Raw genomic sequence first — 22,948 nt, 5'->3', positions numbered from 1 at the left:
CAGTTAAGGAGTGAGAAGATGAACGATAAATATCAAAATTGGTTAGTTAACATATTAGTAACAATAATATTCGTAGGATTAGGAACGTTGTTTGTATGTGGCATAATTGCTTTAACGATAAAGTTGTGGGATTTCATTTTATAGGAGGGCTGAATAATGAACAAAGAAAAAGTTATCGAGATCATAGATAATAGTAAATATGAATTTGATTTTATCGACTTTTTAATGAAGTCTAAACAAGATATGAACGCTGAAAGCATAGAGTTTATTAAAAATAATGGAGAAGAATTTCAAAAATTCTTTAATAGTACGGTATTACATGTAACGGAAACTTTATCATCTCGTATTAGTAAGGAGGACTGATTGATGTACACACAAGAAGACATTAAAGAAATGTTAAATGATTATTCGTGGATGCTAAACGCTGTAGAGTCCAAAATATTGGCATCAGATAGCACAGGTACTGCTCAATATGGTATAGAAGCTAGTATGCCTAAAGCACAAGGTCAGACGAGTGATAAAGTCAGTAGTATTGTATTAAAGACTATTACACAAGATAGATTTACAATTAAGTGTGCTGAGAAAGTCCAGTTCATAGATAATAATGAACATCATATTACTAAAGCTAAAGATGTATATATCTTAAAGTTGCTTAAAAGAGGATATAGTTACACGAAGATTGGTTTACTTGTAGGATTGCATAAATCACAGGTAGCAAATAGAGTTGATGTGATATGTGGGATACTATCAGAGATATCTAAACAGTCGACGAACTCGACGAATTCTACAAAGATGCAGAGGGATAGGGAAAAGAATTATAATTAGGTTAGTCAATGACTCCATTTCTTTGGTGCATGATTCCTCCCTCTAATATTTATATACAGAGCCATCTAGCATACGCTAGGTGGTTATTTTTATGTTTCAAAAATAAACTAAGCAATTAGCACAAGGGCGTGATTGAATGAGAGAAAAATGAAATTAACTGATAAACAAGAGAAATTTGTTCTAGGACTCATAGAAGGAAAGAGCCAACGAAAAGCATATGTTGACGCAGGGTATTCGACTGAGAATAAGAGTGAAAAAGATATTGATGTATTAGCGAGTAGGATATCGAATAATAGCAAGGTTAGTGCAAGGTTTGAAGAACTGCGCCAAGAAGTAGCTGAAAAATCAAAATGGACACGCCAAAAGGCTTTTGATGAATATGAGTGGTTAAAGAACATAGCGAAGAACGAGATTGATGAAAACGGAATAAAGAAACCAACTGCTGATGCATTCTTACAAAGCTTAGATGGAATGAATCGTATGACATTAGGCAACGAAGAACTAGCTAATCAGAAGATACAAAAAGAAATCGAAATGATGAACAAGAAAATCGAACAAATGGATCGTGGAGATACAGCGCAAGAAGATAAGATTAAGCAATTACACGATGCTATAACGGATGTGATAAGAAATGACTAATTTATCAGCACTATACACAGATAAGCAGATAAACATCCTTAAAGCAACTGAGCGCAGAGACTGGTTCATGTTGATTAATCATGGTGCTAAGCGTACAGGTAAAACAATATTGAACAACGACTTATTTCTACGTGAATTAATAAGAGTTCGAAAGGCAGCAGATGATGAAGGTGTTGAAACACCACAATATATATTAGCTGGCGCAACATTAGGTACGATTCAGAAGAACGTATTAATAGAGTTGACTAATAAATATGGTATTGAATTTAAGTTTGATAAGTACAATTCATTTAACTTATTTGGCGTTCAAGTCGTTCAGACAGGACATAGTAAAGTGAGTGGCATTGGTGCTATACGTGGTATGACTGCTTACGGTGCGTATATCAATGAAGCATCGCTAGCGCATGAGGAAGTATTTGATGAGATTAAATCAAGATGTAGTGGTAGTGGTGCAAGGATAATCGTGGATACTAACCCAGACCACCCAGAACATTGGTTATTGAAGGACTATATCGAAAACAAAGAACCTAAAGCAGGTATATTAGAGTTCTCGTTTCAATTAGATGATAATACATTCTTGAATGAAAGATATAAAGAATCAATTAAAGCATCGACACCTTCTGGTATGTTCTACGAACGTAACATTAATGGTCAATGGGTATCGGGTGACGGTGTTGTGTATTCTGATTTCGATTTAGAGTTAAACACTGTAACCGAAGAAGAACTAAACGATATTCCAATGAAAGAATACTTTGCTGGTGTTGACTGGGGATATGAACATTATGGATCTATCGTTGTGATTGGTAGAAGTATAAAAGGTGATTTTTACTTAATTGAAGAACACGCACATCAATTTAAATTCATAGATGACTGGGTTGAGATAGCAAAAGGTGTAGTCGAGAGATACGGTAATATTAATTTTTATTGCGACACTGCCAGACCAGAATATGTAACTGAATTTAGAAAGCATAGATTAAGAGCAATCAACGCAGACAAAAGTGTTATGTCTGGTATAGAGAACATAGCAAAACTATTCAAGCAACGTAAATTAAAAGTTGTATATGAACAAATGGATAGATTTAAACAAGAAATATATAAGTATGTGTGGCACCCGACTAAAGGAGAGCCAATAAAAGAATTTGATGATGTAATGGATAGTTTGCGTTATGCAATATACACACATCTAAAACCCGAACGATTAAGGAGGGCTAATTAAAATTGTACAAAATTGCAGATGACATAAAAGATAATGGCGTTTTACCTAAGCATATAGAAGCTATTATAGAGTCTCATAAAGAAGATAGAGAACGAATGATTAATCTGTATAACAGATATAAAACTGACATTGATTATGTGCCTATTTTTAGAAGACAACCAATTGAGCAAAAAGAAGATTTTGAGACTGGTGGAAACGTTAGAAGATTAGATGTATCAATCAATAACAAATTGAATAACTCGTTTGATAGTGAAATAGTAGACACTCGAGTAGGATATTTACACGGGATACCAGTAACTTATGATTTAGATGAAAACTCAACTAAAAATGATAAGTTAAAAGAATTTATCTCTAACTTTGTTATTAGGAATAATGTAGATGATGAAGACTCTGAAATGGGGAAAATGGCTGCAATATGTGGGTATGGTTCAAGACTCGCATATATTGACCGCGAAGGTAATATCAGAATAAAAAATATAGATCCATTTAACGTGGTTTTTATCGGAGAAGATATCACAGAACCTCAATACTCATTACGTTATTTCTTTGAAAAAGACGACGACAATAAAACAGAGTATGTTTACGCAGAGTTTTATGATAACGAATACTATTATGTATTCAGAGGAGAAGGTATAGACGCGTTAAACGAAATCGGAAGATATGAACATCTATTTGAATATAATCCGTTGTTTGGAGTACCTAATAACAAAGAAATGATTGGCGATGCTGAAAAGGTTATCCATTTAATTGATGGTTATGACATAACAATGAGTGATGCATCTAGCGAGATAAGTCAAACGAGATTAGCTTATCTGGTATTACGTGGAATGGGTATGGATGAACAGATGATTCAAGAAACGCAAAGAAGTGGTGCGTTTGAATTATTTGATAAAGATATGGATGTAAAGTATCTAACTAAAGATGTTAACGACACAATGATTGAGAACCATTTAGATCGTTTAGAAAAAAACATTATGCGTTTTGCAAAATCAGTTAACTTTAATTCTGATGAATTCAACGGAAACGTACCTATTATTGGTATGAAATTGAAATTGATGGCACTAGAGAATAAATGTATGACATTTGAGCGTAAAATGACTTCTATGTTGAGATATCAATTCAAAGTTATTATGTCTGCACTTAGACGTAAAGGATATAACTTGGATGAAGATAGTTATTTAGATATTATTTTCAAATTCACACGAAACATACCTGTAAACAAATTAGAAGAATCACAAGTACTAGTTAACTTACGAGGTCAAGTATCTGAAAGGACAAGGTTAAGTCAATCTCAACTTGTAGATGATGTTCATTATGAGTTACAAGAAATAGAGAAAGATGCATATGAGTTTGGAGACTCCACAAATGAAGTAGGTGGAGATAATGAAACAAGATGATATCGATAAAAGAATAGATAAACTTATTGCTCAATCCGAAAAAGAAATTGAGAAGTTATTCTCTAATAGATTAAAAGTGATTAAAGCATTAATAGAAGATATGTTCGAGAAATACGAAGGTAGTGAACCACATATTACTTGGACTAACTTTAATAAATACAACAGGCTCAATAAAGAACTGAAACGTATAAGTGAGATGATGAATGATGATTACAAAATAGTTGCTAAGACTATTAAACAATCACAACAAAACGCTTATATCGAAAAGTATATGATGAGCCTGTTTTTGTATGAATTGGCTAGTCAAAGCGATATGCAAGTTAAGGTTCCTAGTGCAGAAGTTATACAGAAAGCAATAGAACAACCGATTGAATTCATTAAACTTATACCTACATTACAGAAACAACGTAATCAAGTATTAGAAAAGATACGTATGCATATCACACAGGGCATTATGAGCGGAGAAGGTTACAGTAAGATAGCAAAAGCATTACGTGATGATATAGGAATGTCTATGGCTCAATCAAAGCGAGTTGCTAGAACTGAAGCAAGTCGTGCAATGAGTATAGCTGGTCAAGATAGTGCAATGAAAGCTAAAGAGAATGGCATTGAAATGACTAAGATGTGGAATGCTACTAAAGACACACGCACTCGTGATACACATAGACACTTAGACGGTCAGAAAAAGAAATTAACAGAAACATTTAAGTCTAGTGGGTGTGTAGGGTTGTCTCCTAAAACGTTCGTAGGCGTTTCTAGTGCAAAAGAGAACATCAATTGTAGATGTAAACTTATGTATTTGATTGATGACGAAGTGCCTGAAGTTATGCGCGTTAGAAATGATGATGGTAGTACGAGTGTTGTTGATTTTCAGACATATGAAGATTGGTTAAAAACTAAAGAAAAGGGTGATTGATGTGGAAAATAACACAGTAATTTTAGATTTATATGTTTATAATGAATTACTTGAAAAATCTATTAAGTATGACGAAACAAAAGAAGAAGTTGAAGTGTTAAAAACTCTTATTGAGGAAAATAAAAAACAGATTAGAAACGTGAATTTAGATGAGAAAAAATATGTAAAAATGTATAACCCAAGCCGACAGTCGTGAGATTGCCGGTTATTTTTATGCGTTCATTTATCCCCAAGGAAGTGATCTGTATATCTCGTTTATAGCAGACGTTAGCTATTTGACCTAAGCAAGTCACTAAAAGGCTCAATATGAACTTTATGGACTTTGTGTACATGAAGGTCAAAAAGGAGCAATGAAAATGAATATCGAAGAAGTAAAAGCATTTTTAGATGAAAATAAAGACTCAAACGAAGTTAAGGAGTATTTAAAAGGACTTAAAACGGTATCGGTAGATGACGTTAAAGGCTTTTTAGATACTGATGAAGGCAAGCGTTTTATTCAGCCAGAATTAGATAGATATCACACTAAAGGTCTAGAGTCATGGAAAGAAAAGAATCTTGAAAGCTTAATTGACAAAGAAGTGCAAAAACGTAATCCAGAGCAGTCGGAAGAACAAAAGCGAATTAGCGCTCTTGAGAAGGAACTGGAGAAACGTGATGCAGAAGCAAAACGTGAAAGAATTAAAAGTTTTGCATTAGGTAAAGCGCAAGAACTAAATATTCCATCTAGTTTAATAGATAACTTTTTAGGTGATACTGATGAAGAAACAGAACAAAACTTATCTTCATTAAAAGAAACATTTGATAAATATGTTCAAGACGGCGTTGAATCAAAATTTAAAAATGGTGGTCGTGATATTCGTAACAACGAAAATGATTTACCAGAATCAACAAGTGTTAAGTCTATTGAAGAAATGGCACAAGAAATTAGTTTAAGAAAATAATAAAAAGCGAGGTAATAAATTATGGCAGTTCCAAATTACACACCAAGTAATGTAATATTATCAGATTTTAAAAATGGGGTTATCCCTGCAGAACAAGGTTCATTAATTATGAAAGATATTATGGCTAATTCATCAGTCATGAAACTAGCAAAGAATGAACCAATGACAGCACAAAAGAAAAACTTTACGTACTTAGCAAAAGGCGTAGGAGCATACTGGGTATCAGAAACTGAACGTATTCAAACTTCTAAACCAGAATACGCTCAAGCAGAAATGGAAGCTAAGAAAATCGGTGTTATCATTCCATTATCTAAAGAGTTTTTAAAATGGACAGCAAAAGATTTCTTCAACGAAGTTAAACCTTTAATTGCAGAGGCTTTTTATAAGAAGTTTGACCAAGCAGTTATTTTTGGTACTGAATCTCCATACAATACTGCAACAAGTGGTAAACCTTTAGTAGCTGGTGCAGAAGAAAAAGGAAACGTAGTAAATGATTCTAATGATTTATACGTTGATTTATCTGCTTTAATGGGAACTATCGAAGATGAAGAATTAGATCCAAACGGAGTATTAACTACACGTTCATTTAAAACGAAAATGCGTAATGCTTTAGATGGAAACAAACAACCATTATTCGATGCTAACGGTAATGAAATCATGGGCTTACCATTATCTTATACTGGTGCTGATGTGTTTGATAAAACTAAATCATTAGCATTAATGGGCGACTGGGACTATGCACGTTATGGAATCTTACAAGGTATTGAGTATGCTATTTCAGAAGATGCTACATTAACAACGTTACAAGCATCTGATGCATCTGGACAACCAGTATCATTATTCGAACGTGACATGTTCGCATTACGTGCTACTATGCATATTGCTTACATGAATGTTAAACCAGAAGCGTTTGCTTCACTTAAACCTGCAGAAGTTACAGAAGGATAGGAGTGGTTATACATGAATAAGCAAGCTGAAGAAATAAAAGTAAAACGTGATGACCAAACTATTACGGTAACACGCAAAGCTTTCGATGCCTATTATAGCCATGTTGGTTATAAAGAGGTTAAATCAAGACGAACAACGTCTAAAAAGAGTGAGTGATGTTTATGTCTCTTTATGAAGAAATAGAATTACTTCTTAATAAAAACGGAATAGAAATAAATCCGGATGAAAGAGAAGTATTCGAAATGGAAGTTGAAGGGATACTCGAAGATGTTAGAGATATTACAAATAATGATTTTGTAAAAGACGGGCAAATTGTATACCCGTTTAAAATCAAAAAGTATGTTGCTGATGTCTTGGAGTATCAACAACGTCCAGAAGTTAGAAGGAATATTAAGTCAAGGAGTATGGGGACAGTATCTTACACATACAACGACGGTATTCCAGAATATATAACTGATGTATTAAAAAGGTATAAACGTGCTAAATTCCATGTTTATAAACCTTTAAGATAATGGAGTGATTACAGTGACGTACAAAGTTATTAATTACTTCACTGACTTACAAGACAACAACCATGAATATAACGTAGGTGACGTTTTCCCTCGTTCTGGTAAGCAAGTGAGTGAAGAAAGACTAACTGAATTATCCAACACATCTAATCGTCAAGGCAAGCCTTTAATAGAACGTGTAGACGAGCAATTAAGCTATTCTGATATGAATGTATCAGAACTTAAAAAACTCGCTAAAAAACGTGATATTGAGGGCTTTTCTAGTATGAAGAAAGCAAAGTTAATCGAAGTGTTAGAAGGTAATGATCATGTTTAATCCATACGACGAATACCCTCATACAGTTGAATTAGGTTTCATTGAAAAGGTGGGACAGTTTCCAAATGTACAAGAGCGCTTTGTGAGCGAAAAACCAATACGAGCATTTATGGATACACCTACAACTTCTGAAACACTTAAATTTCATCAAATGGAACAATCAGTCGATTTAAATATGTATACGCCTTACCTTACTAAATTTAACCCTAAAAAAGCACATTTCAGATATAACGGTAAAGTTTATCAATGCGTTGGTGACTTAGAAAATCAAGGTGGTATGAATGAAGTCCACAAAACACATTTAAAGGCGACACCATATGGCTAAAGTTAAGTATGGTAATAATAACTTAGTTGTAGCATTAGAAGATTACCGTGAAGAAATGGAAGATTGGGTTAAAAAAGGTATAGCTAAAACAACACAGATGATATATAACACTGCAATATCGTTAGCCCCAGTAGATATGGGTTACTTAAAAGAAAGTATCGATTTTATGTATAAAGATGGTGGTTTAACTGGCGTGATAAGCGTTGGTGCAGATTACGCTATATATGTGGAATACGGTACTGGAATATATGCTACTGGTCCTGGTGGCAGTCGTGCTAAAAAGATACCGTGGTCATATCAAGATGCAGACGGCGAATGGCACACTACAAAAGGAATGGAAGCACAACCGTTTTGGAACCCTGCTATTGATGCTGGTCGCAAAACATTTAGTAAGTATTTTTCATGAGGTGATTAGATGAGATGGGTATCAGTTGAACCTGAACTATTTGTAAAGATATATAACAATTTAAAAAGTAGCGCGACCATTGACATGTTAGTTGGTGGTCGCGTTTTTGATTGCGTTCAGAAAGACGTTGAATACCCATACATTGTGGTTGGAGAAACAAACGTCACTGAACGACCTTCAATGAATGGCATGAGAGAAACAGTCGCAATTACATTGCATGTCTATAGTCAAGCTACTACGAGTTATGAGACTAGGGACATATTAAAGTATCTCAACATTCTAGCAAGAGAGAACGTAGACATAGAAGACTATGAATTAGATTGGGTTCAGAAAGGCAACAGTGATGTGTTTATCGATATTGACCAATTCACAAAACATGGTGTTCTACGTCTTTTATTTAGATTTAGACACAAAACATTACAAGAAGGAGTGTAGAGTATGAGTAATTACATTTTGGTTGTAGCGCCAGAAAAGAATTTGATTGGTTCAGAAGGTTATTTAGTTGCTGAACTTAAAGAAGGCGAATACAATGTTTCGAATGAATTAAAAGAAAAACCAGTCGCTGGAAAAATGGACTATGACTATAGTGTTACTTCTGAAGAATACACGTTTACTAACGATAAGATTCCAGGAGATAAAGGGCAAGAACAATTCTTAACTGCTATCAAAAATAAAGAACAGATAAGAGTATGGAGAATTGAAAAGAAAAAATATGAAGAAGGATATAAATCTGAATTCGCGTATACGGTAGTTGAAGAATATGGTAACTCGTTTGACGACGAAGAGGATACTATCGAAGTAACCTTAAAAGTTAAATTTAATACTGCTAAAGGAGTATTTGAAAATTTACCGGCATCATGGTTAGATCCATCAGCTGCTGCACCTAAAGTTGATTTCGAAAAACCTGGGGAATATGAAGGTAAATTCGAAGAGCGTGAACAAGTAGCAGGTTCTGGTGCTTAATAAGGGGTTAAGTCCCCTTATTTTTTTATATCAAAATTAAGTGAGGTAATAACATGACAAATGTATTTCAAGAAGAAAAATTCAATCCGATTACTGAATTAGAAATTGGAGATGTTAAATATAAAGCTAAAGGTTCACTGGCGTTTGACCGTAAAGCAAAAGACTTTGCAACAAAAAATGAAGAAGGTAAAAAAGAAGGCACTGGTATACAAGCTATTTATAACGGTTTATTAAACCGTAATAGTGAATCGATTATTCAGTTTTGGATTTGTGCATTAGCGCATAAAAAAGAATTGAAAGAAAAAGATATTGAAGAAGCAGTAGAAAAAATAATTGATGAAAAAGATGACACAATTGAATTGTTACAAGGTGCTGTAACTGTATTAAATGATTCGGGTTTTTTCAAACAACAAATAAAAATGTTTTGGTTCCAGATGTCTCAAGCACACAAATTAGTGAAGGACGACGAGAAGGAAGAAGCGAAGAAAGCGCACGAATTCATGAAAGAAACATACGTGATTCTAACAGGCAAGCAACCTTACTAGATTACGATGATATACGTATACAGACTGCTCAATATCTAGGATATATCAGTGAAGACGAGTTATTTGCTATGACACCAAGAGAATGGCAATCGTGGATAAAAGGCGCAAGAGAACGTGAACTAGACAGTTTAGAACACAACTTGCATTTAGCTACTGCTACTGCCTTAGCACAAAACGGTAAAAAGTTAGGCAAATTACAAAAACAAATAGAAGTATCTCGTAAGAAATTGTATCAAAACAATGATGAATTTAAAGCTGACAGAAAAGCAGAACTTGAACGCAAGAAGAATATAAGAGCAAGACAAATAGAAGATGCTGAAAAATTATTTGGTAAGAACATGTAAGGAGGGATAAATATTGGAAAAGAATTTCGTAGCGCGTATATCAGCTATTATTAGTAATTTCGAACGTAATGTTCGTAAAGCACAAAGATTAGCCAAAACTTCTATACCGGATGAAATTGAAACGGATATTACTGCTAATACATCTAAATTCCAACGTGGCTTAATGCGTGCAAAAGCTATGGCTCAACGTTTTCGGAAGCATACAGTCGATATAGATGCCGACACAAGTAAATTTAGACGTGCAATGTTAACTATGCAACGAGGTTGGGCTCAAACGCAAAAAGCACAAGATGAATTTGACAGAACAATGATGTCTATGGCTCAATCCATTAGATCATTCGGAACAGTATTTTCTAATCAAATTAAAGGTACATTAATCGCTAGTTTCCAAGGCTTAATACCAATTATCGCAGGGTTAGTACCTGCCATCATGGCAGTGGGTAACGCGTTAAAAGTAGTAACTGGTGGTGCTTTAGCCCTAGCAGGCGCAGTAGCTATTGCAGCAGGTGGTTTTGTTGGATTTGGTGCAATGGCATTTACAGCAATAAATCTAGTTGGTGACGGTACTTTAAAAGCTACAAAAGAAACACGAAGATATGAAAGTGCGTTGCAAGGCGTAAAAGATGCTTGGGTAGATATCGTGAGCGATAACTATACGAAAGTATTCAGTGCAATGGCTAATGGTATGAACGCAGTAAAAGTTGCGTTGAAAGGTATAGCGCCATTTTTAGCTGGTGTAGCTAAAGGAATGGATAAAGCATCTGAATCATTATTACAATGGACTAAATCAAGTAGTGTAGCTAAAGCTTTCTTTAATATGATGGAAACAACAGGCGTATCTGTGTTTAACAAAATGTTAAGTGCTGCAGGAAAATTTGGAGATGGACTAATTAATGTATTTACTCAATTAGCACCCTTATTCCAATGGAGTGCTAACTGGTTAGATCGTATCGCTACTAACTTTAGTAAGTGGGCTAATAGTGCGAGCGGTCAAAACAGTATTAAGCAATTTATGGAATATACAAAACAAAATTTACCTTTAATCGGTAAGATATTCGGTAATACGTTTGCAGCTATAAATAACTTGATGAAAGCATTTGGTAGCAACTCAACTAACATCTTTGAAGCATTGGCTGAAATGACACAAAAATTTAGAGATTGGTCAGAAACAGTTGGTAAATCAGAAGGCTTTAAAAAGTTCATTGATTACGTACAACAAAATGGTCCAAAAATCATGGACTTAATCGGCAATTTAACAATGTTGCTTGTTAATTTCGGGACTGCAATGGCACCAATAGCAAGTAAGATACTTGATGTAGTGAATGCAATCATTAGCTTTACAAGTAATCTATTTGAAGCGCATCCAGGAGTTGCAAAGTTAGTCGGTATTATGACTATTCTAGGTGGTATATTACTCGCAGTCGTTCCTACGATTGCACAGGTAGCTATATTCGTCAAAGACTTATTGATCCCATTCATTAGTTGGGCAAGTAAAGCAGGTATTGTTAGTAAAGCTATGGGCGTTCTTAAAGGTGTACTTGGTAAGTTAGCATCTCCACTAACTCTACTTAGAACTGCATTTGGAGCAATAGTCGGCGCATTAGGTGCTATCAGTGCGCCAGTATGGATAGTGATTGGTGTTATTACAGCATTAATCGGTGTAATTACTTATCTATGGAAGACGAACGAAGATTTCAGAAATGCAGTAGTAAATGCCTGGAATACTATTAAAGATAAAGTAGGAGAAGCTATAAACGGATTGGTTACATGGTTCCAAGAGCTATGGTCTAATATCCAATCCACACTTAAACCTATCATGCCATTACTTCAACAAGTTGGAGAGATTGCACAACAAGTTTTAGGTGCAACATTTGTAGGGGCTATTCAGTTATTAATGTTAGCTTTCAAGCAAATATGGGCAGTCACACAAGTTGTATGGCAAGCAATAGGCGCAATTATATCTGTTGCAGTTCAATTGGTAGTCGGTATTTTAACAGCATTTATTCAATTGCTATCTGGCGATTTTAGTGGTGCTTGGTTAACGCTGCAAACTACTATTTCTAATGTAATGGATACAATATGGTCTACTATTCAATCAATATGGACAACAATTTCAGAGTTCTTCTTTAGTATCTATAACACAATATTAGGTACTACGATTTCTAGTTGGTCTGAAATGTGGTCATTCATCAGTGGTAAGCTATCTTCAATACTTGGTAGTGTAATCAGCTACTTCGGTCAGATACTAAGTAATATCATTAGTTACATGTCTCAAGTGCTAGGGAACATCATTTCTACGTGGAACAGTATTGTTATTAACATTACCAATTATCTTGCTAACGCAGTAAGCGCTGTGATCAATGGAATGTCTAATATGTTATCTAACGTAGTTAATGGCATGGTCAATATCGTTAACGCAGCAATCAACGGAATGGTCAACTTTGTCGGTGCAATAACAGACGGAATAAGCAATGCAGTAAACGCTGCACTAAGTTTCGTCGGAGACTTCATTTCTGCAGGTACAGATTTAATCATGGGCATGGTGCAAGGGGTTAAAAACGCAGCAGGTGCTTTAGTAGATGCAGCAGTTTCTACTGTACAAGATGCGGTAAGTGCAGCAAAGTCAGCGTTGAAAATTAACTCTCCATCTAAAGTGTTCGCAGAAATCGGTATGTGGTCAGTTATGGGTATGGTCAAAGGAATAGATAAACATAGAGGTTCTGCTATTTCAAGTACAGAACATTTAGCGAATTCTATTACTAATGCCTTTAGTCCTCAACTAGTGCCTAGTGTCGATAGTAGCCTTATGCGTGATGGTATTTCATCAGCTGTCGGTAACATTGACGGTTATATTGATTCAGATGTAAGACATAGCATTGCAGAAAATAGTAAACCTGTTGTTAACTTACACGTTCATAATGAATCAGATTTACCTGCTATTAAATCATGGATAGATGATGCTAGTTCTAAAGAAAATAATACATTCAATTTCTAATTAAGGAGGGATAAATTGAAAGTTTCAGACTTAGAAATTATAAAAAACGGTACAAAGTATCGTGTTAATAACAATAGTATTACTGGAGATGTTTTAACGGTCGATAGCTTCAATGTAGATGGTTTGGAGTATATTTATAACCATGAAAGCATTGATGGCATTAACGGCCGTTTTTTAACGTCTAAACGCAATGATAAAAGAAAAGCAACCCTCCTAGTTAGTTACAATGTAGAAAAGATGTCGAGGGCACAACATTTAAAAGGACAACTCGCTTACTTATTTAGTGGCGAGTTTTTTGTTAGGGAAATGGGAGCATCTGTAGTAGAAATTCCATTTCAACATTTTAACGATAAACCATTTAAATTTGAGCCAAACTATCTAAGTGGTAAGACGATTAAGTTACAACTGAATTCAGAAATATCATTCGACGTAACACAGATAAGTGGGCAAATAGCTATCGAATTTGAAACTGTAGATTTGCCTTATTATGAAAGTGTTGGGCGATCATTAGACTTAGCTAGTGGAAGAACATCTAGTTTATGGTCGTCAGATATGTTAATGGATTGGGAAATGGGTTCGAGTACACGTAAATATGTATTCGAAAACGTGAAAACTGGAACGGTTTACTATCACGGGACATACCCTATAGAACAGTTTAACCAAGAGTGTAAGGTTTCAATCACACTTACTGAAAGCACAAAAGAATTTAACTGGTACACATCAGCATCTGACATGATGGAAATTAAGGGTCTCAACTTAAAAGGTGGAGACGTTATAACATTCGATGGATTACAAACCTATCGTAATAACGTTCCAATTAATGAATACACACGTTTAAACTTTCCGAAATTTAATCCAGGTGCTAACTCATTTAAATTTAATCAGAAAATAGAAAAAGTCATTTTTGACTTAAAATTCTATTACTTATAGGAGGGATAAAATGCCGATAATGTTAAAGAATCTCATTGGTAAAGGTTATCCCGTCTATACTGGTACATCATTAAATGAAAAGATAAGTGCTGATGGTGCTTTGACATTCGATATTGTAGAAAATAACAATACTAAAGATATCATTACTTCAATAACTAATATGTGGACTGTAACAAATGTTGGTGGATATAAAGACAATAAAGTATATAAAATCATCATGCTTGATAGACAAGCGCGTGGCGATAAAAACTACGTTTCAGTAACTGCAATACAAAAAGAAATACACGACCTAAAATTTTCTAGGGTTTATGAAAATGTCACAGGGTCACTGACACCGTTCAACTATTTTACCAGTGTGTTTCGCAATAGTGGTTATAAGTTTAAGTTAACAACTAAACCTAACTCTAGTAGATGGGAAAACGCAGGGGACGGAGATACACGATTAGAAATGTTACAGAATGGTTTAAATAGATATTCCCTTGAATACACGTATGATGAAGCAACTAAGACATTTACATTCACACCATATTTTGAAAATAAAGCAAAATACTATATTTCAAGCGAAGTAAATGCAAATAACATTCACCTCGAAGATGATGCCAACGAGTTGTGCACTTATATTCGTGGATATGGTGGGTTTGATGATGATGAAGATTTTAGAACAGCTGCGTTACAAGTTGAATATACACATCCTTTAGCAACGCAATATGGAAAGTTAGAAGCTGAGCCAGTTATAGATGGACGTATTACTAAAGAAAGTACGATGAAAGCTAGATTAGAATCAGAAATCAATAACTCTTTTAAAACTTCATTGTCTCTTGATTTTATAGCTTTAAAAAAATACTTTCCTGAAGCAGTACCTAGATTAGGCGATGTGGTTCCAGTTAGAGACGATGTTTTAGATCTAAACGAAGAAGTAAGAATAGTGGAAATCAATACACAACGTGATGCTAATAATGAAATCATTAAACAAGATGTAACGCTAGGAGATATCAAGCGTAGAGATAGATATAGAAGAAGTATAAACCAAGCCGCTAATTTTGCATCGGGATTAGGTAGAAACGGTGGCATGGGAGCAAGCAAGAATTTTAAAGTTGTTACCAACAAGGTAAATGCAGTCACTTCTGTTGTGCAAAAAACAAACCTAACAACTGATGAAAAAGAACGTGTTAATCAGATATCTGATAAGAGTATTACTCTAACGGGTGATGATGACAAAAAATACGCAATAAGTGTTGTAGGCGGTAAATTACAAGCTACATTACTAGGAGGCTAGATAAATGGAACAAACAAGGCTTATAAAATATCTCGATGATATATTCAACGAACACTTTGTTGGTCAGAATGAGCGTAACTTCAGAGAGATTGAAAAAGCATTAATCAATATACGTGAATTAGCTAAAGAGCATGAAGAAAAGAAAGATTATGCACATAATGCTGAACAGATAAAGATATTTAACAATAATTTAAACAAAGTTGTAGGCATGATGAAATCTCAAATCGAGAATATTATCACGGGTGCTAATGGTGACGGTAATGCCGAACTGAAAGATGCACACGTTGCAATTGACGGCACTAAACATCAAACATTACAAGCAAGATTACAGAATGACTTATTTAAATTAGATGAGATAAGTAACGAAGCTAAAACGCTAGCTAATAAACATGAAACACAAATAACAAAAACAGCATTTTATGATGAAATTACATCAACAAAAGGTCGTAAACATGATACTTCTTATAAATTGATTATCATTCCACACAAGGACAAAGAAGGTAACTTGATTAAGCTTAAAAGAGGTATTGTAGGGGACGATAAAAGTCATCCAGAGCATATAACACCTCGTGAATTTGCTCAATTAAGTGGGGCAACCTTTGTAGCAAATGCTAGTACGGGTAGTGGCTCAAGATTAATGTTACACGGTCAACAAATATACGAAGGTAAAATATTAGAAAGCGTCAAAGATTATGAACCATTAAAAGATAGATGGACAATGACAATCGGAGATAACAATGAGTTATACGCCTATCCACAAGCAGTAACAGCTTCTGAAATAAAGAAAAAAGGAATTAATAACACAGTCAGTGGTTTTGGACCATTATTCCTAGATGGTAAAGTTGCATATCAAACAGGTATGTATAGTCCAAATAGTGAAGCTTCTCACCCTAGACAAGTAGTTGGCCAATTACCAAACAATGATATTTTCTTCTTCACATGTGATGGTCGTATTAAAACTGGTCAACTATATCATAAAGGTATGACATTACCAGAAGTAATTGATACATTACAAGATCACTTTGGTAAAGGTGACGGTAAAATTAAATTTGCTTATAACTTAGACGGTGGCGGTTCAGCAGCGTCTATTTTAAATGGGCAAATGTTAAATAAATTAGTTGATAGTAATCATAAGGCAGAACGACCTGTGCTTGATTTCTTATATGTGGCCAAAGAAAAGGTACAGCCTAGAGATAATGACATTCACAGAATTATGAATATGATTGGCGATTTAAGATATGATAACCAGTTCATTTTCGGAATGCTACAACATTACAACACAATTGAGAGTAAAGAACTTAACTTAATCAATGGTAACAAAGGATATGCCGGGATTGTAATGCGAGATGATAAGCGAAAACCTATGAGCAAGTTATATCTTGATAAACGTGTCGCTTTTTATAGATATGACTTAAAGAAATCAATATTCATAGTTGATGATAGAGGGTTACATGTTGGTGGAAAGATGATGGCCAAAAAAGATAGCGCACCTAGATTAGTTAGAAACCCTAATACAATACGTTATGGTGGCGACTATCATGTATTGAGTGATGCTACAAACGGTCCTTATCCTAACCAATCATCTTCAATCGTTACACATTGGAATATAGGTTCTATTGATTTCACTAAAGCAAGTTCAGCTATTCAAAGAGCAACGCCATTCGCTAGAAGTGCAAGCGTTAAAGAAAAGCGTAGAACATATACTAAAAAAGATGGTTGGAGTAAGTGGTTCGAAGTCTAATAATCGGAGGTTTTTAAATGGTACAAAAATATGGTGATATAAAATTAGAAACATCAGCAGAGTATAAAGCACCTATTAAGACAAATATATCTTTTGATGATACGGATGTCGGTAGTGCAGTATTACGTTTCTTTTTAACTTATGGCAATCAACCTTTGTTATTAGATGAAGCGACTACTGAACTATCGATTTTTTTAGTGGCACATGATGGTTATTTTGAAAAACACAATCTAAATTATGATGATCCATTAAACGGTAAAGTATCGGTTAAATTAACTGATACTTTTTTAGCACATAGTGGTTTAGCTAAAGGTCAGATTTACATTAAAGTCTTAGGTGAGAACAGTGTCATTACACAAGTTAAATTCACTTTCAATATTGAAGATAGCTTAATAAATGATATTCCTGCAGATGTTCAAATGAAAGAAATCAGGATATTTGCTGAATTAGAAGCTGAAATCAATAACATGGTAAATAACATTAATGAGAAACTATCAGATGGTCAAGCTGTTGTTGATGAAATGAACGCACTAATCAATCAAGCAAAGTTAGATTTACAACTTACAGTAAATACAGCTAAAAATGAATTCGAAGACATTAAGACAACATTTTCAAATGACGTACAAACGAGTACTGATAATGCTAAAACAGAAATAGAAACTGCTAAAAATAGTGCAGTCAGTGATATAAACGCATTAAATCAAGCTGATACTTCTAATTGGCAAAAGTCTAAGATAACTGGTGATGATGGGTTTACACGTTCAATATCACAACCAGACTTAAAAAATCCAGATGAGTATTTTAAGAAAACTGAATTTGTGTATGTAACCAATTCTCTTAATCAACCTAATGGAGAGAATCCTAATGCATTTATTTCTGTATTGTTTAGGAGTCCTAATTACGCGATTCTAACTTATCAAGCATATAATTCAGATAAAATTTTTATCAAACGTAGAGTTAACTCGCCAACATGGACAGATTGGGCAATGTACGAACCATCATCAAATAAGAATAAAAGAGTATGGTTAGGAACTTTATCCAACTCATTATTACAACTTGCACCTGGTTTATATGAATGTACAATACCTGCACAAGCAAATACTGTTGATGCACCATATGATGCGAATTTAGGTTCTTATATTGCAGAAATCGATGTTTTCGAAGGTGCTAATGGTAGAAAACAAATTAGATTACGACATAACTATAGAAATCTTGAATATATAACTACTATCCACACAAACAATCAGTTCACTGGCTGGAAAAAGATAGTCACAGAAGAATACGGCAAACAACAAAATGCTGATACAGGTTGGATACAATGGCAATTAGAAAATGGTGCGGTTAATAGAAATGAAACTACTGGCGAGGGTACATTATATAGGAATGAGTATCGAGTAATTACTACTAATGGCATAACACGCGCACATATTCGATTTAATATTAGCAATATAACACCTAACGCTATTGTCGGTCGTATACCAGCAAAAATGGTAACAAAAGCTCAAACTGGTTTGTTACGTTCTGGATTATCAAGAAATCCAGTTGTTTATACCATTAATATTGACGGTTCAATTAAACTGATGGTTCATTCTAATGATATTAGTAATTGGGATACAGCAAGTTACTGTATAGGAGAACACAGTTGGATAGTTGATGGAGAATTCTTCGACAATATTGACACTGGTGGAACAAGTGGTTTAGAAGGTGAATCTGCTGACGACTTAGTAGATGAGGATATTGTAGAAAATCCAGACGATGACCCAGATTATGACGACCCAAGTGCTGGCGACCCTACAACTGATGAAGAACCATCTGACGAAGAAATAATTGAAGATGGCGAAGAAGATTTACCAGATTACGGCGATGCTTTAGATGAATTAGACGAAGATTTGGAGAGTGATAATAATGGCTAATCAAGTATGGGAATATGATGGGACACCTCATTTAATTATGAACCCTAATGATTTACCGGATGAATATACAGATATACCACCAACAGACGGATTGTATTATCCCATTGTTTTTGACCCAGAATTAAGTCAATGGTTTGGTACAGATAAAGAGGTGTGGGAAGAAGAAAACCCACCAGAAGAAGATTTACCCGATGATATCACCTCATTAAAGAAAATTATCCAACTACAATCTGTTCAACTAGCTAGTTTAAGTACTAGAGTATCAACGCTAGAAGGGGTTGAGAAATCATGACAATGCATGAAATGTTTTTAGAACAAGCTAAAATATTTTTTGATATGAATATGGATCCAATTTTTCTCGTTCCAATTGCAATTACTATGGAAGAATACAATCAAATAAGGGAACAATACTTCCCAACTACAGAGCCTACTGAATAATCAGTGGGCTTTTATTATTAAATGAAAGTGGGTGTCGTATGAATAAATTATCATTACCCGAAATATTATCTAGCACATTGTTATTTGGATTAGGAATTTTCACAATGTTTCGTGGTGTTTTTTGGATAGTGGAACAAGAAAAGGTATTAAATGATTCAGATTTTTATAGAGCACTTCATGAAATTATGCCGATATGGATTTGGGGCATCATGCTATTTGTTTCTAGTTCATTTCTTATAGGTGCAAGTTGGCTAATGCCCAGAAGAAATAGGTTGTTTCACTGGTTACTTTTACTAGGTGGAATAACCTGTTCATTGATGTATTTGACAATGACAAGTGCAAGTTTATTCAATGCAATAAATTGGTTATCACCAATGCAATTTGCTACTTTGTCTGCAACTTGTGGTGTTATTGCATTTTTCGGAGGTGCTGAAATATATGCTAGACGAAAGTAAATACGTTTTAAAATCAGAACACATCAAAGATATTGGCAAGGTTACAGGAAAGATAAAAGACGTAGATGCAAAGCACATGCAATTGCATAACGAGTTGAATCTGGTTGTCACAACAATTGGCAAAAGTACGGAATCACTTACTAAAACAAGTGAACGAACAAACACTATTTTAGAACGTATAGATGAAAAAATGGATGTATATAATGATCGAATTAAAGATGTTGAGTTTGATGTTGAAACAACCACTAGGAGAGTGGACAGTATTGAAAACTCTGTGACAGAAAGACAAAAAGGAAATGTGCAATTATGGGTAGCTATTGTTGGTGGTATAGCAACAGTTATTGTAGGTGCTCTAGGATTTGCACAAGTATTCTTTTAAGGAGTGATGTAATGACTCAAAAACCGACAGCTACACAAGTAGCCAAATGGGCTAAAAGTGTTATAGGCAAGTCCATAAACGTGGACGGTGCATATGGTGCTTAATTTATGGGTTCCATATAAAAAAATAATGTGAATTGCTGGAACACCCTGAGAGCCTTTATAACTACAACGTAACTGGCAACGGTAAGCGTGATAGTTTGAAAATATAAAGGATTGGGCAATCAGCAGCCAAGCATCTATGGTAAAAGTAGATGAAGGTTCAACGACTAGGTACTATCAATTGATAGGCAGTGCATTACACTAATATAGTGAAGATATAGTCTAGTCTTACGTGAAAGCGTAAGGCTCTTTTTATAGAGCAATTTAACGTTATACAAGCATGATAAGAAATTATCATAGGGAAAGGCGTTAAATTAAATACAAACGCAATGTTGGGATCTAAACGCTTATATATCAATTAAATATTGGAATTATTGGCCACCTGGTAACGCTATCGCATGGGGATACAACAAGTTACCAAGTGGCTTTATTCGTTATAAAAACACTACAAATTTTGTACCTAAACCTGGAGATTTCGCTATATGGGGTACTGGCTCATTTAACAATGGTGTAGGGCATTGCGCGATAGTTGTTGGACCATCTACAAAAAGTTATTTCACAAGTGTAGACCAAAATTGGTATAACGCCAGTTGGTCGGGTAGTCCTGCAAGACTAGTTAAGCATAGTTATTACGGTATATCTTACTTTGTTCGTCCTCCATACAGAAAAGAAAACACGACAAGTAACAATAAACAAAAAGAAGACAACAAAAAAGAGCCTAACAAACCAACTACTGTAGAACCAGAGAAAAAAGAGGATGTAAAACCAACTTATAGAACAATCAAAACAATTAAATACACGACTTATGACGAAGATAAAGGCGAGATTGATAATATCTTTCAACATATCGTTGAAGGTAACCTACGAGTTGGTAAGCCTAAAGGTGTGACGATTCGTATGGCTCAATCATCACGATCAGTTCAAGAATTGTATAACGATAGAGATACTATTCCTAAAAATGACTTACCTCACTTTTATGTTGATAGAAATCGCATATGGTCTCCTAGACATTCTAAGTATGAAGTACCAGGAGATACAAACAACATTGTTGTAGAAGTTTGTAGAGATATGAACGATGTTAAAAATGATTATCTGTTTAATGAAGCAACTGCTTTAATAATGGCAGTTACGATGATGGAAGAATACAAAATCCCTTTGAAAGTTCAATATTTAAACGTTTCTAATACGATTTGGCGTGCGTTAAAAGAACATACAGGCTATGACGTGATAAAAGATGGTAAAGCAAGTAGTGGCGAATTGTTAAAGCTTAAACAAGCGTTAATTAAATTCTATAACAATGTAGACGAATTCATGAATACAGCACCTAAAGAGATTGTAACTACTAAGAGAATAAAAATTGATGCTAAGAAAAAAGCAAGTAGTAAAGCAAGTAGTACTTCGACAAGTTCTAGTAGTTCGTCTAGTAATAATAAAGTGATTACAGACATGGACGTATCAAGATATACATTTGCTCAAGCGTTAAATAAGCAAATGAGTGTCAGTCCACAAATCAATGTTGGTCGAGGTTGGTACAACGCAAGTAGGTCACAAACACAAACGTATATGCACTCTACAAACATTAGAAAGAGTAATGTTCAAAGATATCAGATGCTTAATTTAGGTAAATATCAAGGTATTTCTGTCGCCAAACTTAATCAGTTATTAAGAAATAAAGGTAAATTGCATAATCAAGGCGCAGCGTTTGCTAAAGCAGGTAAAACATATAAAGTGAATGAAATTTATTTAATTGCCCATGCAATTTTAGAAACGGGTAGTGGTTCTTCTTATTTCGCTAGTGGTGCTAGTGGTTACTACAACATGTATGGTATAGGCGCTTTTGATAGTAATCCGAATAATGCTATTACATTTGCACGTAATCAAGGTTGGAACACGGTTTCTAAAGCTATTATTGGTGGTGCAAAGTTTATTAGAAGTAATTATATATCTAAGGGACAAAACACATTGTATCGCATGAGGTGGAATCCTAAAAGCCCAGGTACTCATCAATACGCTACAGACGTTAGGTGGGCTAATCATCAAGCTACAACGATATATAACTACTATAAAAAGATTGGTAGTAAAGGTAAGTATTATCAATATGATAGATACAAATAAGGAGTGGTTAAATGAAAATCAATTGGAAAGTACGTATTAAACAAAAATCATTTTGGGTAGCCATTATATCGGCTATCCTTTTGTTTGCTCAGCAAGTGTCGGGTGCATTCGATTACGACATCACAGTGTATACAGACCAAATAACGAATATCGTTAACAGTGTGTTAGGTGTATTGGTGCTATTAGGTGTAGTACAAGACCCGACTACTAGAGGAATCAAAGATAGTGAACAAGCACAACAATATCATCAACCAAAGTAAAGTCGGCTAAATAGTCGGCTTTTTATTATGACTTGGTTATGACAGTGCAGTTATA

The 22,948-nt window shown here is 34.6% G+C and carries 30 protein-coding genes and 1 pseudogene; all 31 read left to right on the top strand.

Going from position 1 to position 22,948, the window contains the following annotated elements; genetic code table 11:
- Positions 1-18 precede the first annotated feature (18 nt).
- The 31 genes and pseudogenes from MHH94_RS10075 (at position 19) to MHH94_RS09930 (ending at position 22,893) form a co-directional block, all read left to right on the top strand.
- Complete coding sequence (locus MHH94_RS10075; protein WP_340840925.1) at positions 19-144, top strand: hypothetical protein; 126 nt, start codon at positions 19-21, stop codon at positions 142-144.
- Between the two features lie 12 nt (positions 145-156).
- A complete protein-coding gene (locus tag MHH94_RS10070; RefSeq protein ID WP_340840924.1) occupies positions 157-363 on the top strand; it encodes a hypothetical protein in 207 nt (68 codons plus the stop codon).
- Positions 364-366: 3 nt separating this feature from the next.
- Positions 367-825 carry a hypothetical protein gene (locus MHH94_RS10065; RefSeq protein ID WP_135015900.1) on the top strand — a complete coding sequence of 153 codons (459 nt, stop codon included), beginning with the start codon at positions 367-369 and terminating at the stop codon, positions 823-825.
- Between the two features lie 147 nt (positions 826-972).
- Positions 973-1,464, top strand: coding sequence for a terminase small subunit (locus MHH94_RS10060; protein ID WP_204200757.1), 492 nt, complete (start codon positions 973-975; stop codon positions 1,462-1,464).
- Complete coding sequence (locus tag MHH94_RS10055) at positions 1,457-2,680, top strand: PBSX family phage terminase large subunit (protein ID WP_340840919.1); 1,224 nt, start codon at positions 1,457-1,459, stop codon at positions 2,678-2,680. Before MHH94_RS10060 ends, MHH94_RS10055 begins: the two co-directional genes overlap by 8 nt.
- Before the next feature lie 2 nt (positions 2,681-2,682).
- A complete protein-coding gene (locus MHH94_RS10050; protein WP_340840917.1) occupies positions 2,683-4,077 on the top strand; it encodes a phage portal protein in 1,395 nt (464 codons plus the stop codon).
- Entirely contained in the window at positions 4,064-4,993 is a 930-nt protein-coding gene (locus tag MHH94_RS10045) for a phage head morphogenesis protein (protein WP_340840916.1), read from the top strand. Before MHH94_RS10050 ends, MHH94_RS10045 begins: the two co-directional genes overlap by 14 nt.
- A 1-nt stretch (position 4,994) precedes the next feature.
- Positions 4,995-5,189 (top strand): hypothetical protein, encoded by a 195-nt coding sequence (locus MHH94_RS10040; protein ID WP_340840914.1) that lies wholly within the window; start codon positions 4,995-4,997, stop codon positions 5,187-5,189.
- Positions 5,190-5,349: 160 nt separating this feature from the next.
- Positions 5,350-5,934, top strand: a complete 585-nt coding sequence (locus MHH94_RS10035; protein ID WP_204172960.1) for a DUF4355 domain-containing protein — start codon at positions 5,350-5,352, stop codon at positions 5,932-5,934.
- Positions 5,935-5,955: 21 nt separating this feature from the next.
- Complete coding sequence (locus tag MHH94_RS10030) at positions 5,956-6,882, top strand: phage major capsid protein (RefSeq protein WP_340840909.1); 927 nt, start codon at positions 5,956-5,958, stop codon at positions 6,880-6,882.
- Between the two features lie 12 nt (positions 6,883-6,894).
- Complete coding sequence (locus MHH94_RS10025; RefSeq protein WP_191835796.1) at positions 6,895-7,038, top strand: hypothetical protein; 144 nt, start codon at positions 6,895-6,897, stop codon at positions 7,036-7,038.
- Positions 7,039-7,043: 5 nt separating this feature from the next.
- A complete protein-coding gene (locus tag MHH94_RS10020) occupies positions 7,044-7,394 on the top strand; it encodes a phage head-tail adapter protein (RefSeq protein WP_340840906.1) in 351 nt (116 codons plus the stop codon).
- Between the two features lie 13 nt (positions 7,395-7,407).
- On the top strand, positions 7,408-7,707 hold the full coding sequence (locus MHH94_RS10015) for a Rho termination factor N-terminal domain-containing protein (RefSeq protein WP_340840904.1): 300 nt from the start codon (positions 7,408-7,410) through the stop codon (positions 7,705-7,707).
- A complete protein-coding gene (locus MHH94_RS10010) occupies positions 7,700-8,032 on the top strand; it encodes a phage head-tail adapter protein (protein ID WP_340840902.1) in 333 nt (110 codons plus the stop codon). The genes MHH94_RS10015 and MHH94_RS10010 overlap by 8 nt, the downstream gene beginning before the upstream one ends.
- Complete coding sequence (locus MHH94_RS10005; RefSeq protein WP_340840901.1) at positions 8,025-8,438, top strand: HK97-gp10 family putative phage morphogenesis protein; 414 nt, start codon at positions 8,025-8,027, stop codon at positions 8,436-8,438. Before MHH94_RS10010 ends, MHH94_RS10005 begins: the two co-directional genes overlap by 8 nt.
- Before the next feature lie 9 nt (positions 8,439-8,447).
- Positions 8,448-8,873: a DUF3168 domain-containing protein gene (locus MHH94_RS10000; RefSeq protein ID WP_340840899.1), complete on the top strand. Its 426-nt coding sequence runs from the start codon at positions 8,448-8,450 to the stop codon at positions 8,871-8,873.
- Between the two features lie 3 nt (positions 8,874-8,876).
- Positions 8,877-9,401 (top strand): phage tail protein, encoded by a 525-nt coding sequence (locus MHH94_RS09995; RefSeq protein WP_218696636.1) that lies wholly within the window; start codon positions 8,877-8,879, stop codon positions 9,399-9,401.
- Positions 9,402-9,454: 53 nt separating this feature from the next.
- Positions 9,455-9,946, top strand: coding sequence for a tail assembly chaperone (locus MHH94_RS09990; RefSeq protein ID WP_119493535.1), 492 nt, complete (start codon positions 9,455-9,457; stop codon positions 9,944-9,946).
- A gap of 68 nt (positions 9,947-10,014) precedes the next feature.
- Positions 10,015-10,290, top strand: coding sequence for a hypothetical protein (locus MHH94_RS09985; RefSeq protein WP_340840894.1), 276 nt, complete (start codon positions 10,015-10,017; stop codon positions 10,288-10,290).
- Positions 10,291-10,303: 13 nt separating this feature from the next.
- Positions 10,304-13,285 (top strand): phage tail protein, encoded by a 2,982-nt coding sequence (locus MHH94_RS09980; RefSeq protein WP_340840892.1) that lies wholly within the window; start codon positions 10,304-10,306, stop codon positions 13,283-13,285.
- Between the two features lie 15 nt (positions 13,286-13,300).
- Positions 13,301-14,215, top strand: coding sequence for a phage tail protein (locus tag MHH94_RS09975; protein WP_340840890.1), 915 nt, complete (start codon positions 13,301-13,303; stop codon positions 14,213-14,215).
- A gap of 10 nt (positions 14,216-14,225) precedes the next feature.
- Positions 14,226-15,491: a tail tube TT1 domain-containing protein gene (locus tag MHH94_RS09970; protein ID WP_240815407.1), complete on the top strand. Its 1,266-nt coding sequence runs from the start codon at positions 14,226-14,228 to the stop codon at positions 15,489-15,491.
- Between the two features lie 4 nt (positions 15,492-15,495).
- Positions 15,496-17,232 (top strand): phosphodiester glycosidase family protein, encoded by a 1,737-nt coding sequence (locus MHH94_RS09965; protein ID WP_340840886.1) that lies wholly within the window; start codon positions 15,496-15,498, stop codon positions 17,230-17,232.
- A gap of 17 nt (positions 17,233-17,249) precedes the next feature.
- Complete coding sequence (locus MHH94_RS09960; RefSeq protein ID WP_340840884.1) at positions 17,250-19,145, top strand: BppU family phage baseplate upper protein; 1,896 nt, start codon at positions 17,250-17,252, stop codon at positions 19,143-19,145.
- Positions 19,138-19,437: a hypothetical protein gene (locus MHH94_RS09955; RefSeq protein WP_340840882.1), complete on the top strand. Its 300-nt coding sequence runs from the start codon at positions 19,138-19,140 to the stop codon at positions 19,435-19,437. The genes MHH94_RS09960 and MHH94_RS09955 overlap by 8 nt, the downstream gene beginning before the upstream one ends.
- Positions 19,434-19,583, top strand: a complete 150-nt coding sequence (locus MHH94_RS09950) for a hypothetical protein (RefSeq protein ID WP_167739951.1) — start codon at positions 19,434-19,436, stop codon at positions 19,581-19,583. The genes MHH94_RS09955 and MHH94_RS09950 overlap by 4 nt, the downstream gene beginning before the upstream one ends.
- 38 nt (positions 19,584-19,621) lie before the next feature.
- Positions 19,622-20,038 carry a hypothetical protein gene (locus MHH94_RS09945; protein WP_340840878.1) on the top strand — a complete coding sequence of 139 codons (417 nt, stop codon included), beginning with the start codon at positions 19,622-19,624 and terminating at the stop codon, positions 20,036-20,038.
- Entirely contained in the window at positions 20,022-20,417 is a 396-nt protein-coding gene (locus tag MHH94_RS09940) for a hypothetical protein (RefSeq protein ID WP_340840876.1), read from the top strand. The genes MHH94_RS09945 and MHH94_RS09940 overlap by 17 nt, the downstream gene beginning before the upstream one ends.
- 419 nt (positions 20,418-20,836) lie before the next feature.
- Positions 20,837-21,082, top strand: a pseudogene (locus MHH94_RS14365) (CHAP domain-containing protein); the annotation flags it as partial.
- Positions 21,083-21,415: 333 nt separating this feature from the next.
- Positions 21,416-22,633 carry an N-acetylglucosaminidase gene (locus tag MHH94_RS09935; protein ID WP_340840874.1) on the top strand — a complete coding sequence of 406 codons (1,218 nt, stop codon included), beginning with the start codon at positions 21,416-21,418 and terminating at the stop codon, positions 22,631-22,633.
- 11 nt (positions 22,634-22,644) lie between these two features.
- A complete protein-coding gene (locus tag MHH94_RS09930) occupies positions 22,645-22,893 on the top strand; it encodes a phage holin (RefSeq protein WP_204256355.1) in 249 nt (82 codons plus the stop codon).
- The last annotated feature ends 55 nt before the right edge of the window (positions 22,894-22,948 follow it).

Origin of the sequence: Mammaliicoccus sp. FSL K6-3158 (genome assembly GCF_038005105.1) — a bacterium.
In the GTDB taxonomy this organism is placed as follows: Bacteria; Bacillota; Bacilli; order Staphylococcales; family Staphylococcaceae; genus Mammaliicoccus; species Mammaliicoccus sciuri.
This window is presented reverse-complemented; position numbering and strand designations above follow the sequence as displayed.